Annotated in this window: 14 protein-coding genes; 7 read left to right on the top strand and 7 right to left on the bottom strand. The window is 58.6% G+C overall.

Annotated features, from left to right (window positions below):
* Positions 1-420: 420 nt before the first annotated feature.
* The 3 genes from FIL88_RS07025 to FIL88_RS07030 are packed head-to-tail and all read left to right on the top strand — an operon-like array spanning position 421 to position 3,235.
* Positions 421-1,836, top strand: coding sequence for a DUF2927 domain-containing protein (locus FIL88_RS07025; RefSeq protein WP_246066634.1), 1,416 nt, complete (start codon positions 421-423; stop codon positions 1,834-1,836).
* 43 nt (positions 1,837-1,879) lie between these two features.
* Positions 1,880-2,041 (top strand): hypothetical protein, encoded by a 162-nt coding sequence (locus FIL88_RS16655; protein WP_185960869.1) that lies wholly within the window; start codon positions 1,880-1,882, stop codon positions 2,039-2,041.
* A gap of 9 nt (positions 2,042-2,050) precedes the next feature.
* A complete protein-coding gene (locus FIL88_RS07030) occupies positions 2,051-3,235 on the top strand; it encodes a vWA domain-containing protein (RefSeq protein ID WP_142853051.1) in 1,185 nt (394 codons plus the stop codon).
* On the opposite strand, the gene FIL88_RS07035 is transcribed toward FIL88_RS07030, so the two are convergent.
* Complete coding sequence (locus FIL88_RS07035) at positions 3,232-3,552, bottom strand: DUF3817 domain-containing protein (RefSeq protein ID WP_221931129.1); 321 nt, start codon at positions 3,550-3,552, stop codon at positions 3,232-3,234. The two genes, FIL88_RS07030 and FIL88_RS07035, sit on opposite strands and share 4 nt — an antisense overlap.
* A 109-nt stretch (positions 3,553-3,661) precedes the next feature.
* Between FIL88_RS07035 and FIL88_RS07040 the strand changes: the two genes are divergently transcribed.
* Positions 3,662-4,342 carry a M48 family metallopeptidase gene (locus FIL88_RS07040; RefSeq protein WP_142853052.1) on the top strand — a complete coding sequence of 227 codons (681 nt, stop codon included), beginning with the start codon at positions 3,662-3,664 and terminating at the stop codon, positions 4,340-4,342.
* Here FIL88_RS07040 and FIL88_RS07045 read toward each other — a convergent pair.
* On the bottom strand, positions 4,339-4,890 hold the full coding sequence (locus FIL88_RS07045) for an RSP_2648 family PIN domain-containing protein (protein ID WP_142853053.1): 552 nt from the start codon (positions 4,888-4,890) through the stop codon (positions 4,339-4,341). The two genes, FIL88_RS07040 and FIL88_RS07045, sit on opposite strands and share 4 nt — an antisense overlap.
* Positions 4,887-6,092: an RSP_2647 family RNA methyltransferase gene (locus tag FIL88_RS07050; RefSeq protein ID WP_142853054.1), complete on the bottom strand. Its 1,206-nt coding sequence runs from the start codon at positions 6,090-6,092 to the stop codon at positions 4,887-4,889. Before FIL88_RS07050 ends, FIL88_RS07045 begins: the two co-directional genes overlap by 4 nt.
* 209 nt (positions 6,093-6,301) lie before the next feature.
* Between FIL88_RS07050 and edd the strand changes: the two genes are divergently transcribed.
* Entirely contained in the window at positions 6,302-8,104 is a 1,803-nt protein-coding gene (edd, locus tag FIL88_RS07055; protein WP_142853055.1) for a phosphogluconate dehydratase, read from the top strand.
* Positions 8,105-8,117: 13 nt separating this feature from the next.
* Positions 8,118-8,753 carry a bifunctional 4-hydroxy-2-oxoglutarate aldolase/2-dehydro-3-deoxy-phosphogluconate aldolase gene (gene eda, locus FIL88_RS07060; RefSeq protein ID WP_142853056.1) on the top strand — a complete coding sequence of 212 codons (636 nt, stop codon included), beginning with the start codon at positions 8,118-8,120 and terminating at the stop codon, positions 8,751-8,753.
* On the opposite strand, the gene FIL88_RS07065 is transcribed toward eda, so the two are convergent.
* A complete protein-coding gene (locus FIL88_RS07065; RefSeq protein WP_185960870.1) occupies positions 8,750-9,640 on the bottom strand; it encodes a LysR family transcriptional regulator in 891 nt (296 codons plus the stop codon). The genes eda and FIL88_RS07065 overlap by 4 nt on opposite strands.
* A 101-nt stretch (positions 9,641-9,741) precedes the next feature.
* On the opposite strand from FIL88_RS07065, the gene FIL88_RS16660 reads away from it, so the two are divergent.
* Complete coding sequence (locus tag FIL88_RS16660) at positions 9,742-9,906, top strand: hypothetical protein (protein WP_185960871.1); 165 nt, start codon at positions 9,742-9,744, stop codon at positions 9,904-9,906.
* A 12-nt stretch (positions 9,907-9,918) separates the two neighbouring features.
* Here the strand turns inward: FIL88_RS16660 and FIL88_RS07070 are convergent, their stop codons facing one another.
* From FIL88_RS07070 to cysS, 3 genes are all read right to left on the bottom strand, one after another.
* The gene (locus FIL88_RS07070) at positions 9,919-10,722 is read right to left on the bottom strand and encodes a squalene/phytoene synthase family protein (RefSeq protein ID WP_142853058.1); all 804 of its coding nucleotides are present in this window, start codon (positions 10,720-10,722) and stop codon (positions 9,919-9,921) included.
* Positions 10,719-12,338, bottom strand: coding sequence for a citramalate synthase (gene cimA, locus FIL88_RS07075; protein WP_142853059.1), 1,620 nt, complete (start codon positions 12,336-12,338; stop codon positions 10,719-10,721). Before cimA ends, FIL88_RS07070 begins: the two co-directional genes overlap by 4 nt.
* Before the next feature lie 121 nt (positions 12,339-12,459).
* Positions 12,460-13,866 carry a cysteine--tRNA ligase gene (gene cysS / locus FIL88_RS07080; protein ID WP_142853060.1) on the bottom strand — a complete coding sequence of 469 codons (1,407 nt, stop codon included), beginning with the start codon at positions 13,864-13,866 and terminating at the stop codon, positions 12,460-12,462.
* Between the last annotated feature and the right edge of the window lie 106 nt (positions 13,867-13,972).

Raw genomic sequence — 13,972 nt, forward strand, 5'->3', positions numbered from 1 at the left:
TGGTCTGGCAACACCTGCCCCTTATGCTCACTCATTGCCTGGGGGGGCATAAAAACGGTGTGTTTGTATTGTTATGGGAAACAATGCCTGCATTTCCGTTCGGAGATTAACGTGGCGCGCCAATGTGGTGCCGTGTGCCCGGTGGGACGGTCGCAGGCTGCATAGTGTGAAACGCGCGGGAATTGGGGGACATGAAACCACCCCACCCTGCGCATCCTTGTTACTTCCGAACGTGACCCTGTGTGATCAGGCCTCGCCTGTCAGGGATCGCGTCGACCAGACGCGAAAAATCTGGCGATCTGATATCAGATCGACCGGGTGCTTGCATGTATTTGGGCGTCTTCGCCCTCTCCTGACACATCACATCCGCGGTGGTCCGCCTTGGCGCGTGGCCTCTGACCGTTGTGAAAGGAGCCTTGCATGCGGCTTTATCGCTCTTCCGTCTTGATCCCCGTTATTATTTTGTTGGCAAGCTGCATGGCGCCGGTGTCCAGCACACACACAGCCGCCCCCGGAAATGCTGTTCAGCGCGGCGCAGGCGCAGTCGACGTCACCAGCAGACGAGACGGTCTGCCCAGTACACTACCTGCGATGAAGGCGTTTCCTGCCGCACGAACACATGGCCCAATCCGCGCAAACAGCTTGATTATGGGTGATTTTCTGGATCTGGCGTTTCAACTGGAAAGTGGACGCCCCCTGCCCGTTTTATCGCGTTTTGAAGGCCCGATCGGAATCCGTGTATCGGGCCGAGCTCCGGCCCGGATGCAGGCCGATCTAGATCAGCTTCTCAAGCGTTTGCGCCAAGAAGCCGGGATCGACATTCAGCGCGGAACGTTGGCTTCGGGCAACCATATCACCGTTGAAATGATCCCCAAGCGCGCGCTTCAACGGCAGGTCCCGCACGCCGCCTGTTTTGTGGCGCCAAATGTGACAAGTTGGAGCGACTATTTACGCAACCGTGGCACTGCGCGCACCGACTGGGCGCAGCTGCGCCAACGCAGGCAGATGGCCGTGTTCATCCCATCAGATGTCAGTCCTCAGGAAATGCGCGACTGCCTGCACGAAGAGATTGCCCAAGCACTGGGCCCGGTGAACGACTTGTACCGACTAGAAAACAGCGTTTTCAATGACGACAATTTCCACGCCGTACTCACCGGATTCGATATGTTGATATTGCGCGCCTTCTACGCGCCCGAGATCAAATCCGGCCAATCCCGGGCCGACGTTGCAGACCGCCTGCCCGCATTGCTGATGCGTTTGAACCCAGCGGGGGGGACAGGCACCCCTCGGATGACACCAGCTACGCCCGCGCCTTGGAAACAAGCCATCGCAGATGCGCTGGGACGCGAAAAACCGATCCGGCTACGTCAGGCGGCCGCGCAACGTGCCGTCACAATCGCGCGTGAACGCGGATGGCAGGATACGCGTATGGCCTTCAGCCTGTTTGCAATGGGTCGGCTTTACATGCGCTCCAACAGCCACACTGCGTTCACCGCCTTTCAAGAGGCTGAAGCGATCTATCGTGACCGCGTGGGAACCGACCTTCATGCGGCACATATGGGGGTGCAGCTGGCGGCGTATGCCCTTTCTGCTGGCCACGCCGATCAAGCAATCGCAACAATCGACCGGCATGTGCCAGCGGTCACACAGGCACAGAACGCAGCCCTTCTGGCCACGCTTTTGATGATCAAAGCCGAGGCGCTTGATCATCAAGGGCACCAAAGTGACGCTGCGCGCGTACGGCTCGACAGTTTGGGCTGGGCACGGTATGGCTTCGGCTCGAACGCCCAAGTGGGTGCACGGCTTCAGGAAATCGCAGCCATCGCACCCGGTTAGGCAGAAAACGGCCCGGTTCGGGCCTCAGGCTGGGGATGCAAATATGGTTGTGATTGTGGCTTTCCTTCTTGGCGCGGCACTTGGCGCGACACGTGCGAAAAAACGCGGCGGGAACCGTTTGGACATGACGCAATATGGTGCAGTCTATGGGATTGGTTTCGCGTTGATTGCGATTTTCCTGACCATCCCGTTCACCCGCCTATAAGGCCTGCCTATGTTCCTACCCTTCTTTGAAAATCTCCGCGCCGCAAACGTGCCGGTTTCCCTGCGCGAATACCTGTCCTTTCTGGAAGCGATGAAGGCTGGGCTGGTCACTTATGATGTCGAAGGGTTCTATTACCTTGCCCGCACCGCGATGGTGAAAGACGAGCGGAACCTTGACAAATTCGACCGTGCGTTTGCCGCCAGTTTCGAAGGGTTAGAGGCCATCAGCGCCGATCAGATGCTTGAGGCCGTCGACATCCCGCGGGAATGGCTAGAAAAAATGGCCGAGAAATTTATGACCCCCGAAGAAAAGGCCGAGATTGAGGCCTTGGGCGGCTTCGATAAGCTGATGGAGACGTTGAAAGAACGGCTGAAGGAACAGGAAGGCCGTCACCAAGGTGGCAACAAGTGGATTGGCACCGCCGGCACCTCGCCCTATGGGGCCTATGGCTATAACCCCGAAGGCGTGCGCATCGGGCAGGATCGGTCGCGTCATCAGCGTGCGGTGAAGGTCTGGGACAAGCGCGAATTCAAGAACCTCGACGACTCGGTTGAACTGGGCACCCGCAACATCAAAGTTGCCCTGAAACGCCTGCGCAACTGGGCCCGTGACGGCGCCCATGACGAGCTGGATCTGGACGGCACCATCCGCGCCACGGCCGAGCATGGCTATCTGGATGTCAAAACGCGTCCTGAACGAAGAAACTCGGTCAAGGTATTGTTATTTCTTGATGTTGGTGGATCCATGGACCCACATATCAAAGTGGTGGAAGAGCTGTTTTCCGCCGCGCGAGCCGAGTTTAAACATCTGGAATACTACTATTTTCACAACTGCCTGTACGAAGGTGTCTGGCGCGACAACTCCCGCCGCTGGACCGAGCAGATCCCCACATGGGACGTGCTGCGCACATATGGGTCCGACTATAAATGTATCTTCGTCGGTGACGCCTCGATGTCGCCCTATGAAATCGCCTATCGCGGTGGTGCGAATGAACATTGGAACGACGAAACCGGTCAAGTCTGGCTGGAACGCGCGCGTGAACAATGGCCCGACCATATGTGGATCAACCCCCTTCCCGAGCAACACTGGCGCTATACGCAGTCGGTTCAGATGATCAGCCAGATCTTTGAAGGGCGCATGGTCCCAATGACCATCGACGGGATCGAACGCGGTATGAAAGAGCTGGGGCGTTAAACCGCCCCTTGCCTGCGGACGACCTGTTCTTCGCGCTTCAAATACGGGTCATGTACGAAGGTGCCGAAGGGTAGCAGGCTGGCCAAAATAGCCCAGCTTACCCGCGCCATCGACAACCCACCATAGGATGAGGCAACAACCAAAGCCCCCATATAGGCAATGAACAACCAGCCATGTGCCATCCCGACCGTTGGGACAATTTCGCTCATACCTGCCCAGTATTTCAAAGGCATGGCGACAAACAGAAGCAGCAAATAGCTCCACCCTTCGATGGAAGCGATTTTCCTAAACATCCAAATTGATCGGGCCTTAGTCACGAGATGCTCCTTACAAGTGCCTCTCGGGAATACACACGATGTTCACATCCCGACAGCCAACCGATTGTCGCACCTTTTCGCACGACGTTTTCTGCCCCATATAGGGGGCATGACCAAGCTTTTGCCGATCCTTCTGCCCATCCTTTATGGACTGATCCTTTACAGGTTCTCGGTCTGGCGCACCCATCGCGAGTTGGATGCAAAATCGACCCGGCTGGCGGACCCCAGATTAAAAGCACTGACGGATCGCATGGCAGCCAGCTTGGATCTGGCGGATATCCCGGTACACATCTATGAAATCCAACCCGTCAACGGGCTGGCTGCACCCGACGGTCGGATCTTCATCACGCGTGGGTTTTATGAGGAATACCTGAAGGGACGCGTCACCGCCGAAGAGCTGTCCAGCGTTATCGCGCATGAACTGGGTCATGTTGCGCTTGGCCACGCACGCAAGCGGATGATTGATTTTTCTGGCCAGAATGCCTTGCGCACTGTGCTGACAATGATGCTGTCCCGTATTCTGCCGGGCGCAGGTGTTTATATCGCAAGGATCCTGACGCGTCTGGTGGCCGCAGGCCTTAGCCGCGGCGACGAATACGAAGCTGACGCCTATGCCACGGCCCTGCTTATCAAGTCAGGGATCGGGGCCGAGGGTCAGAAAAGCCTGTTTGGCAAGCTGGACGAGTTGACCAAGGGGCGCGGTGGCGTCATGCCTGCATGGCTGATGAGCCACCCGAAAACCGCTGATCGCATCGCTGCGATTGAGAAAAACCAAGAAAAATGGGCTTAGGCCTGATTTTCCAACGCCTTCCCCAAGCGGGGCAGTCGCGCCTTCTTCATCAGTTTGCGCAGGGTCCAACTGTCATCGCCTGACAGGCGAATAGCTTCATCCAGAACGCGATCGGCCAGCATCACCATGTCAGCTGGATGACTGTCCACAAAACCCCGCAGAAAAAGATCCGGGCTTTCACGGCGCAGTCCTTCTTCCGCCAACGTGTGGCGCGGGAAATCGGCGTTGTTAAGCGTCAACAGCACATCCGCTCCGCCGGATATTGCTGCCGCCAATACATGAATGTCGTTCTGATCCGGCAACCAAAGGCGCGCTTCAACGCCATCATGCGGACGAATGCTTGCCTTTGGCCAATTGGCGTTGAGAAGCGCGATCTCTCCGCGTGCGAAAGTCTCTTGATCAGGGCCAAACCGCGCGGCCGCACGCGCCCATTCTTCCAGAATACGTGGGGACCAAAGCGGGGTGAACAGCCCCAGTTTTGCCGCGCCCAGTACCATTTCGCGCATGACGGTCGGGTACAGAACGCAGGCGTCGATCAGAACCTTCACGGCAAGATCCGGAAGAAGAGCGACTTCAGATAACCGCTTTCAGCCAATTGCGGGTGCATCGGATGATCAGCCCCGGCAAAGCCTGTGTGGATCAGTTGGCTGTTTCGCTCTGCCCGCCCGATCCCCCGGATCGAGGCATTGCGGAACTTGTCGATTGTCGCGGCGTGTGAACACGAACACAGACCCAGATAGCCTCCGGGGACCACCAAAGGCGCAGCCAGGCGGGCAATACGTTCATACGCACGCAACCCCGGCTCCAAAGCTTTCTTCGAGGGGGCGAAGGCAGGCGGATCACAAATGACCACGCCAAACTGGGCACCTTCTTCATTCAACGCAGTCAATACGTCAAACGCGTCACCCTTCCGGGTGTCGAAACGGTCAGACGCGCCCATCGCATCAGCGCCCCCTTCCGCCAGTGCCAACGCCGCAGCCGAGCCATCGACAGCGACTGCCGACGACGCCCCACCAGCCAAAGCTGCCAAAGAGAACCCGCCCACATGCGAAAATACGTCCAGAACACGTGCATCTTTCGACAGGCCGGCTGCAAAGGCATGGTTCGGGCGCTGGTCATAGAACAACCCGGTTTTCTGCCCGCCCGTCAGGTCGGCCAGATAGGTCGCACCATTCATTGGCACATGGACCGGCGCGTCAGGGGCTGCACCACGCAGGACCGCGTTTTCTGCGTCCAACCCTTCCAATTGCCGCGCGCGGCCTGATGCATTTTTTAAAACCGTCGTCACCCCGGTGACGTCCACCAAAGCCTCGGTCAGCTGATCCAGAAGCGCGTCGGCCCACGCCGCATTGGGTTGCACCACCGCCGTGTCTCCGAACCGATCAATGATGACGCCCGGCAGGCCGTCAGCCTCGGCGTGAATCAGGCGATAGAACGGGGCTGCGAACAGCCGTTCACGATGCGCCAGCGCGGCTTGCAGCTTGTCCCTCAGCCAATCAGCATCGATCTGTGCGTTCGGATCGCGATCCAAGATCCGCGCGAAAATGCGCGAACCCGGTGTGACTGCGACGGTGCCGATCACCTCGCGCCCGGCATCTTCCAGCGTTGCAATACTGCCTGCTGCGATTTTTTTGGTGCGGCGATCTGTGACCAGCTCGTTATCATAGACCCACGGCGCGCCGTGCCGAATGGCACGCGCATTGGCCTTGGGTTTCAGGCGGATCACGGGGCGGTCGGTGTCATCTGTCATGGGGCAGCCTGTAATGTTCAGTGCATTTCGTGCCTTCCCTAGCGCGTGGCCGGGACAACGGAAAGGCAATTTCCACTCCCCTAGCCTTTCAACAATCTGACTTGGTTTTGAAACCAACTGTTGTTAGCGCTATCATATTCTGTTATCCGGGTCACGAACACGGTATCTTTACCGCACCGCGAAACCGTAAGCACTTGGAAAGGCGCAACATGGCCACCCATCCGACCCTTACAGCCATCACCGACCGCATCATGGAACGTTCGCGCGATAGCCGCGACACCTATCTAAAGAAGATATCCGGCGCAATCGAAGATGGGCCGCGACGCGCGCATCTAAGCTGTTCTGGCCAGGCGCATGCATATGCCGGTGCAGGGGCGGATCAGACCAAACTTGCCACGGAACGCGCGCCCAATATCGGGATTGTCACGGCCTATAATGACATGCTGTCAGCCCATGCCCCATTTGCCTCATACCCTGATTTGATCAAGCGTGTGGCCCGCGAACATGGGGCCACGGCACAGGTCGCAGGCGGTGTTCCTGCGATGTGCGACGGGGTTACCCAAGGCGAAACCGGGATGGAGCTGAGCCTCTTTTCCCGCGACGTGATCGCTATGGCCGCCGGGATCGCAATGAGCCACAACACCTTTGACGCGGCGGTTTATCTGGGTGTCTGCGACAAGATCGTACCGGGACTGATCATCGCCGCGGCCAGCTTTGGACATATCCCAACAGTCTTCCTGCCCGCAGGCCCCATGACGTCGGGCATTTCGAATGACGAAAAGGCCGAAACGCGCAAGAAATTCGCCACCGGCGACGCCACACGGGAAGAGCTTATGGCCTCCGAGATGGCGGCCTATCACGGTCCGGGCACCTGCACCTTCTATGGCACAGCAAACACCAACCAAATGCTGATGGAATTCATGGGGCTGCACCTGCCCGGCGCGTCCTTTGTTACGCCGCATACACCTCTGCGCGATGCGCTGACCGCCGAAGGCACCCGCCGCGCGCTGGACATCGCACATGGCACCGAACAGTTTACGCCTGTGGGGCATGTGTTGGGCGAAAAAGCCTTTGTGAACGGGTTGGTTGGGCTTATGGCAACGGGTGGCTCGACGAACCTTGTTCTGCACCTGCCGGCAATGGCGCGCGCCGCTGGCGTCATCCTGACGCTCGAAGATTTTGCCGACATCTCGGCATTGGTGCCGCTGATGGCACGGGTCTATCCCAACGGGCTGGCCGACGTGAACCATTTCCACGCGTCGGGCGGTCTGGGCTATATGATCGGCAACCTGCTTGAGGAAGGCCTGCTGCACCCTGACGCGACCACAAACGCGGGCGATTTGACCGCCTATGCGCAAGAGGCAAAGCTGGACGGCGACCGCGTACGCTGGGAACCAGCCCCGCGCGAAAGCTTGAACGACAAGATCCTGCGCCCCGCAAACGATCCGTTCCAAAAAACCGGCGGGCTGGCGCAGCTTTCGGGCAATCTGGGTCAGGGCGTGATCAAGATCTCGGCCGTCGACCCCGAACGCCACGTAATCGAAGCCCCTGCCCGCATCTTCCACGATCAGGAAAGCGTGAAAACCGCATTCAAAGCAGGCGAGTTGACCGGCGACATCATTTTCGTCGTCCGCTTCCAAGGCCCGCGCGCCAATGGTATGCCCGAGCTGCACGGGCTGACCCCTATCCTGTCGATCCTGCAAGGGCGTGGACAACAGGTGGCTCTTGTCACCGATGGGCGCATGTCTGGTGCCTCGGGCAAAGTGCCCGCAGCCATTCACGTCGCGCCGGAAGCCGCTGACGGTGGCCCCATCGCACGCATTCGCGATGGCGACATCATCCGCTTGGATGCAACCAATGGCACGCTTGAAGCCGTAACAGACGGCGCCACTGACCGCGCCGCTGTTCAGGTTGACCTGACACACAACACCGACGGCTGCGGCCGCGAACTGTTCGAAACCTTCCGCCGGGCCGCACGCCCTGCCACGGAAGGCGCATCGTCGATTTACTAAGGATTACAATGATATGACCCCAGAAGTCGCAAGCAACGCCGCCGAAAAAATATGCCGACTGGCCCCTGTGGTTCCGGTCCTAGTCGTCAAAGACGTCGCCTACGCTGCGCCCTTGGCGCAGGCTTTGGTCGATGGCGGTTTGCCCGCGCTGGAAGTAACCCTGCGCACCCCGGCCGCACTGGATGTGATCCGCGAAATGGCACAAATTGAAGGCGGCGCCGTGGGCGCAGGCACATTGTTGACGTCCGACGATGTCGAGAAAGCCAAAGCCGCAGGCGCGACCTTCGGCGTGTCTCCGGGCGCCACTGATCGCCTGCTGGATGCCTGCGAAGCCAATGACTTGCCCTTACTGCCAGGCGCGACCTCGGCGTCTGAAAGCATGCGCCTGCTGGAGCGCGGCTATAGCGTGCAGAAATTCTTCCCAGCCGAAGCCGCAGGCGGCGCGCCGTTCCTGAAATCGCTGTCATCGCCCCTACCCCAAATCCGGTTCTGCCCGACCGGTGGGGTTAGCCTGAAAAACGCAAAGGACTATCTGTCTTTGCCCAACACGCTCTGTGTTGGCGGGTCTTGGGTTGCGCCCACCAATCTGGTCGAAGCCGGAGATTGGGCAGGTATCGAGGCACTGGCCGCAGAAGCCGCCGCACTTTAATCCGCCCGTGCCTCCTCGGCCCCTTTTTGGCGCAACCACTTGCAAAATATATGTGCGTTCTGGGTCAATGACCCGGGACGCGTAACGATATAGTATCCCAGCTTGGTCTGGCGAAAGCGGTGCAGCGGCACCATGGCTCCTGATTTGAGATGCAGTTGGATCAGCGATCTGGGCTGCACAGATACACCAAGCCCCGCCACCACAGCGGACGAGACCAGATCGCTGGTCTGCATCATCGTTAAAGCGACCTTATCCAGATCAATGCCTTCTTTTTCGACGATGCGGCGCCGCTCCATCATGTGGGCTTCCATGACCCATGGCAGATCAACCAGATCCGAAAGCGACTGCACCTTACGGCCCTGAACCAGATCTGGATGCGCAACCACGACGAATTCGCCGTCGGTCAGCAGCTCTGCCTCCACACCCGGCCATTCTCCATTCCCATAGCGCACTGCCAGATCCACCCCGTCCCGGCGCAGATCGACCAGCTCTTCGCTGGGGTTAATATTGACTGTGACCCCAGGGAACTCTGCCCAGAAAGCTCCAATCCGGGGCATCAACCAGTGCGACGCAAAAGCAGGCGTGACCGAGATCTGCACGGGGCGATCCTGTCCACGCTGCCTGATCTGCTCAACCCCATCCGCGATGGTCGCGAACCCAGCCCCAAGACTGTCGGCCAGCAACCGCCCCGCATCGGTCAGCGCCATACCGCGCCCCTGACGCAGCAACAGCGCTTCGCCCAGCTCGTCTTCCAGCTTGCGTACATGCTGGCTGATTGCTGCATGCGTCACGTTCAATTCGCGCGCAGCTTGGCTTAGGCTTTGATGCCGCGCTGCGGCCTCGAACGCACGCAACGTCGCAAGGGATGGCAGGGATCGCCATTCCATATTGTTACCTCTGCTTACATTACGAAAATCATACTGCTTTGCCAGAAAGCCCATTTCAACCCTAATTTAGTATCAAGACTTTCAAGCAAAGGAGACATCCAATGATTACGATCCTGTCAGACAGCTTCCGCACTGCCACCCGTTTAGAACGTCAGACGGGCGGGCAGAAACGTGTGTTTCGTGACGAAAGAGAGCTGCATGATGACCGCCAAGCACAGGCCAAGGCCCAATTGAAGCGCTGGCGTCAACGGTGGTTCGCTGGGTGAAATTCCAAGTGGTTACCAGCGGCCAGTTATACTCAGCCACAACATATGGCCGCGGCGTGAGATCTCAGCGCCGCCAAGTGCACCGTCAGCCACCAGCGCAGGCTGCTTCAGGGCCTGCCTTAGAATGCCTTGCGCGCGCCAAGCGCTGCGCAAGGCGGGATTGCCCTGTCGCCCTAACACCTTGCGTGCACGCGATAATTTCGAAATTTCATCAGAACAGAGCGCCTGAATGACATCGACCTCCGGCGTGACATGCCCCCGCCCGGTCTTGGCCAGTGCGGGCTGTGCCAGCAACCAATTTGCCAGCCCGGCCGCCTCGCCCAGATCCTCAAGCGCGGTGTCAATTTCGAAGTCTCCGGCGTACTCGGTCATGCCGCACAGCTGCCCGCCTGCCAGCATCAACGCACCGGATGTCGCACGCAGATAAGTCTGAATTTGATCTGACGTACGAGGCTGCTCTCCTTGCACCTCGCCCTCCCGCGCTTCAATGATGCGCAAAAGCGGTTCGACCCGCATATCCCCCCAAGTCACCAATTGCGACACAGGTGTCGCCACATCATGGCGTGGTGCTTCGGTGCCATCGACGGCATTTGTCAAAACATCACGCCAAAACTGAAGGCGGATCAGCGCCACCATCGGTTCCTGCGACATGTAAGGCGCGCGCGCGACTTCCAGATTAAACGCATAAAGCGGGAAAAGCCGCCTTCGTTCTTCGACAGAGCCGCTCATTACTGCCAGAAAGCGGTCCGGGTCGCCCTTCATGACCTGCTCGGCGCAGGCGGAAATTGGATCGTAATCGTCGGACGTAGCCGTCATGCCGGGCTGGCCCCGTCGCGCAGAAGTTTCCAGATGATCGCGTCCAGCAGCGCCTCGAACGAAGCATCGACGATGTTCGGGCTGACCCCGACCGTGGACCAGCGATGGCCCGCCCCGTCTTCACTGTCGATGATGACACGGGTCTGCGCCTCGGTCCCGCCTTGGGTGATACGCACTTTGAAATCAACCAGTTGCATATCTTCGATAACGTGCTGATAGGGGCCAAGATCTTTCGCCAGAGCTTTGGCCAGCGCGTTCACCGGGCCGCGATCTGTGCCCGTCTCATCCACGCTTTCGGACACGGACAGTTTCTTGTCATCCCCGATCTTCACGACCACGATTGCCTCGGACAGGCTGATCATCTTGTTGCGCTTGTTCTTGCGCCGCTCGACCGTGACCTTATAGCGCTTCACCTCGAAGAACTGCGGCAGTTGCCCAAGAACGTCACGCGCGACCAATTCGAAACTGGCCTGCGCCCCATCATAGGCATAGCCCTGATCTTCCCGAGTTTTGATGCGGTTCAGGATGTCGCCCAGACGCGGATCACCCTTTTCCACAACGATCCCCGCGTCTGACAGGCGGGCACGCAGGTTTGACTGCCCGGCCTGATTGGACATGGGTACAATACGCGTGTTGCCGATGGTCTCGGGTGGAATGTGTTCGTAGGTCGTGGGATCTTTCAAGATCGCCGACGCGTGCAACCCGGCCTTATGCGCAAAGGCCGATGCACCTACGAAAGGGGCCGATTTGTTGGGCACGCGGTTCAGGATGTCATCCAGCTGGCGCGAAACACGGGTCAGCCCCGACAGAGCCTCTTTCGTAACACCCAACTCGTAGCGGCTGGCATAGGGTTCCTTGGTCAGAAGGATCGGGATCAGCGTGACCAGGTTGGCGTTGCCGCAGCGCTCACCCAGACCATTCAGCGTACCCTGTATCTGCCGCGCGCCTGCGTCGATGGCCGCCAACGTGCAGGCAACGGCATTGCCGGTATCGTCATGGGTGTGAATGCCCAGATGGTCACCGGGAATGCCCGCGGCGATCACGGCCTTGGTGATCTCGTGCACCTCATGCGGCAGCGTGCCGCCATTGGTGTCGCACAGAACAATCCAGCGCGCGCCCGCGTCATAAGCGGCTTTTACGCAGGCCAGCGCATAGTCGGGATTGGACTTATAGCCATCGAAGAAATGCTCGGCATCATACAGCGCCTCGCGTCCTTCGCGCACCATATAAGCCATTGTTGCACCTATATTTTCGACGTTCTCTTCCAGTTCGATCCCCAGCGCGGTGGTGACATGGAAATCGTGGCTTTTGCCAACCAGACAGACGGCAGGCGTGCCAGCATTCATCACACCCGCCAACACGTCGTCATTTTCAGCCGAATACCCTGCCCGTTTGGTCATGCCAAAAGCGGTGAAGGTCGCACGAGTCTTAGGGGCCGCATCGAAGAAATCGCTGTCGGTAGGGTTCGCACCGGGCCAGCCGCCTTCGATATAGTCGACACCAAGCGCGTCCAGCGCCTGCGCGATCTGGTGTTTCTCAGCTAGCGAAAACTGAACCCCTTGGGTCTGCTGACCGTCACGAAGCGTGGTGTCGTAAAGATAGAGGCGTTCTGTCATAGTGTATCCTCGCAAACCTTATTGCCTGGACGAAGGCCAGGCAGCCCCCGACCCTCCCCACGGGAGGGGGCTTCCCCCCCACCCAGGGTCGTGGGCTGTCCTTTGCATTTTGGCAATAAGGTCATCGCAGCCCCTCCAGCTTCAAAGCATCGAAACCCGGCCCCGGCTCCAGCTCGACATCCTCTTTCGACATGCGCACCTGAACCCCCGCCTCGGTCAGCGCGGTTTTCAGCGCATCAACGGCCGAGAAATCTTTGGTTTGCATGGCTTCAAGACGTGTCTCGTGGAGCCTTCTCGAAAGAAAATCTAAGATTTCTTTTTCGCTGTCGAGAATGAGCGACCACATCTCATCGTCTATGGTTCGCAGACCCATGATTTCTAGCCCTGCGAGCAAGCCCGAAATGTCTCCCTGCTTCTCGCATTCGCGCAAAACTGATATCGCCTTTGGAGTGTTCAAGTCATCGCTTAGAGCATCTAGAACCCCCGCAGGGACCAGTCCGGGAGAGTTATCTCCCTTCATGCGATGCCACTTTCCAAGTTCTTTTAGCGAAGACGCTGCTTTGTCCTCAGTCCAATTCATCGGCTTACGATAGTGGGTTTGAAGCAGAACATACCTGATCACTTCACCCGGATATTTTGCGTCCAACAGATCACGTACCGTAAAGAAGTTGCCCAGTGACTTGGACATCTTCTTGCCTTCAACCTGCAGCATCTCGTTATGCAGCCAATAGCGTGCGAACTGCCCTTCCGGGTGGGCGCAGCAGCTTTGCGCAATCTCGTTTTCATGGTGCGGGAACTGAAGGTCGTTGCCGCCGCCGTGGATGTCAAAGGACGCGCCCAGCAGGTCGTGGCTCATGGCCGAGCATTCGATATGCCAACCGGGGCGACCGCGCCCCCAAGGACTTTCCCAGCCGGGCAGATCATCGGTGGATGGTTTCCACAGCACGAAATCCATCGGGTCACGCTTATTGTCCGCAATCTCGACCCGTGCGCCGGCGATCATGTCGTCAACCGAGCGACCAGACAGTTGGCCGTAATCCTTGTAGCTTTTGACCGAGAACAGCACATGCCCCGCCCCGTCGGGATAGGCATGCCCCTTAGCGATCAGATCCTCGATCATGTCGATCATCGGTTGGATGAACTCGGTCGCGCGGGGCATCTTGTCGGGATCCATTGCGCCGAGCGCGCGCATGTCGTTCAGATACCACTCGATAGTTTCGTTCGAGCGTTCGTGGACCAATTCCTCCAATGTGCCCGCCGCGCCCGCTTCCTTGCGGGCCAGCGCGGTTGCGTTGATCTTGTCATCCACATCCGTGAAGTTGCGCACATAGGTCACATGATCCGGCCCATAGACGTGGCGCAACAGACGATACAGCACATCAAACACCACAACAGGGCGCGCGTTGCCCAGATGGGCGCGGTCATAGACCGTCGGCCCACAGACATACATGCGGACGTTATTGGGGTCGATCGGGGTGAAGACCTGCTTCTTCCGCGCCATCGTGTTGTAAAGTTTGATGTCCGTCATGTTGTCCTCGTGCGTCCGCGCATGCGTTATCCCACAGAATTTCCCGTGCGGGCTTACCAAGTTCCTGACATGTATGGAATAGAAGAACGGCCCGCCTGACGATGTC

This window comes from Aliiroseovarius halocynthiae (genome assembly GCF_007004645.1).
Lineage (GTDB): Bacteria > Pseudomonadota > Alphaproteobacteria > Rhodobacterales > Rhodobacteraceae > Aliiroseovarius > Aliiroseovarius halocynthiae.

Excerpts from the sequence above, each read along its gene's own strand:
- FIL88_RS07025 (WP_246066634.1), top strand. The coding sequence starts at position 421 with ATGCGGCTTTATCGCTCTTCCGTCTTGATCCCCGTTATTATTTTGTTG.
- FIL88_RS16655 (WP_185960869.1), top strand. The coding sequence starts at position 1,880 with ATGGTTGTGATTGTGGCTTTCCTTCTTGGCGCGGCACTTGGCGCGACA.
- FIL88_RS07030 (WP_142853051.1), top strand. The coding sequence starts at position 2,051 with ATGTTCCTACCCTTCTTTGAAAATCTCCGCGCCGCAAACGTGCCGGTT.
- FIL88_RS07040 (WP_142853052.1), top strand. The coding sequence starts at position 3,662 with ATGACCAAGCTTTTGCCGATCCTTCTGCCCATCCTTTATGGACTGATC.
- FIL88_RS07050 (WP_142853054.1), bottom strand. The coding sequence starts at position 6,092 with ATGACAGATGACACCGACCGCCCCGTGATCCGCCTGAAACCCAAGGCC.
- edd (WP_142853055.1), top strand. The coding sequence starts at position 6,302 with ATGGCCACCCATCCGACCCTTACAGCCATCACCGACCGCATCATGGAA.
- eda (WP_142853056.1), top strand. The coding sequence starts at position 8,118 with ATGACCCCAGAAGTCGCAAGCAACGCCGCCGAAAAAATATGCCGACTG.
- FIL88_RS07065 (WP_185960870.1), bottom strand. The coding sequence starts at position 9,640 with ATGGAATGGCGATCCCTGCCATCCCTTGCGACGTTGCGTGCGTTCGAG.
- FIL88_RS16660 (WP_185960871.1), top strand. The coding sequence starts at position 9,742 with ATGATTACGATCCTGTCAGACAGCTTCCGCACTGCCACCCGTTTAGAA.
- FIL88_RS07070 (WP_142853058.1), bottom strand. The coding sequence starts at position 10,722 with ATGACGGCTACGTCCGACGATTACGATCCAATTTCCGCCTGCGCCGAG.
- cimA (WP_142853059.1), bottom strand. The coding sequence starts at position 12,338 with ATGACAGAACGCCTCTATCTTTACGACACCACGCTTCGTGACGGTCAG.
- cysS (WP_142853060.1), bottom strand. The coding sequence starts at position 13,866 with ATGACGGACATCAAACTTTACAACACGATGGCGCGGAAGAAGCAGGTC.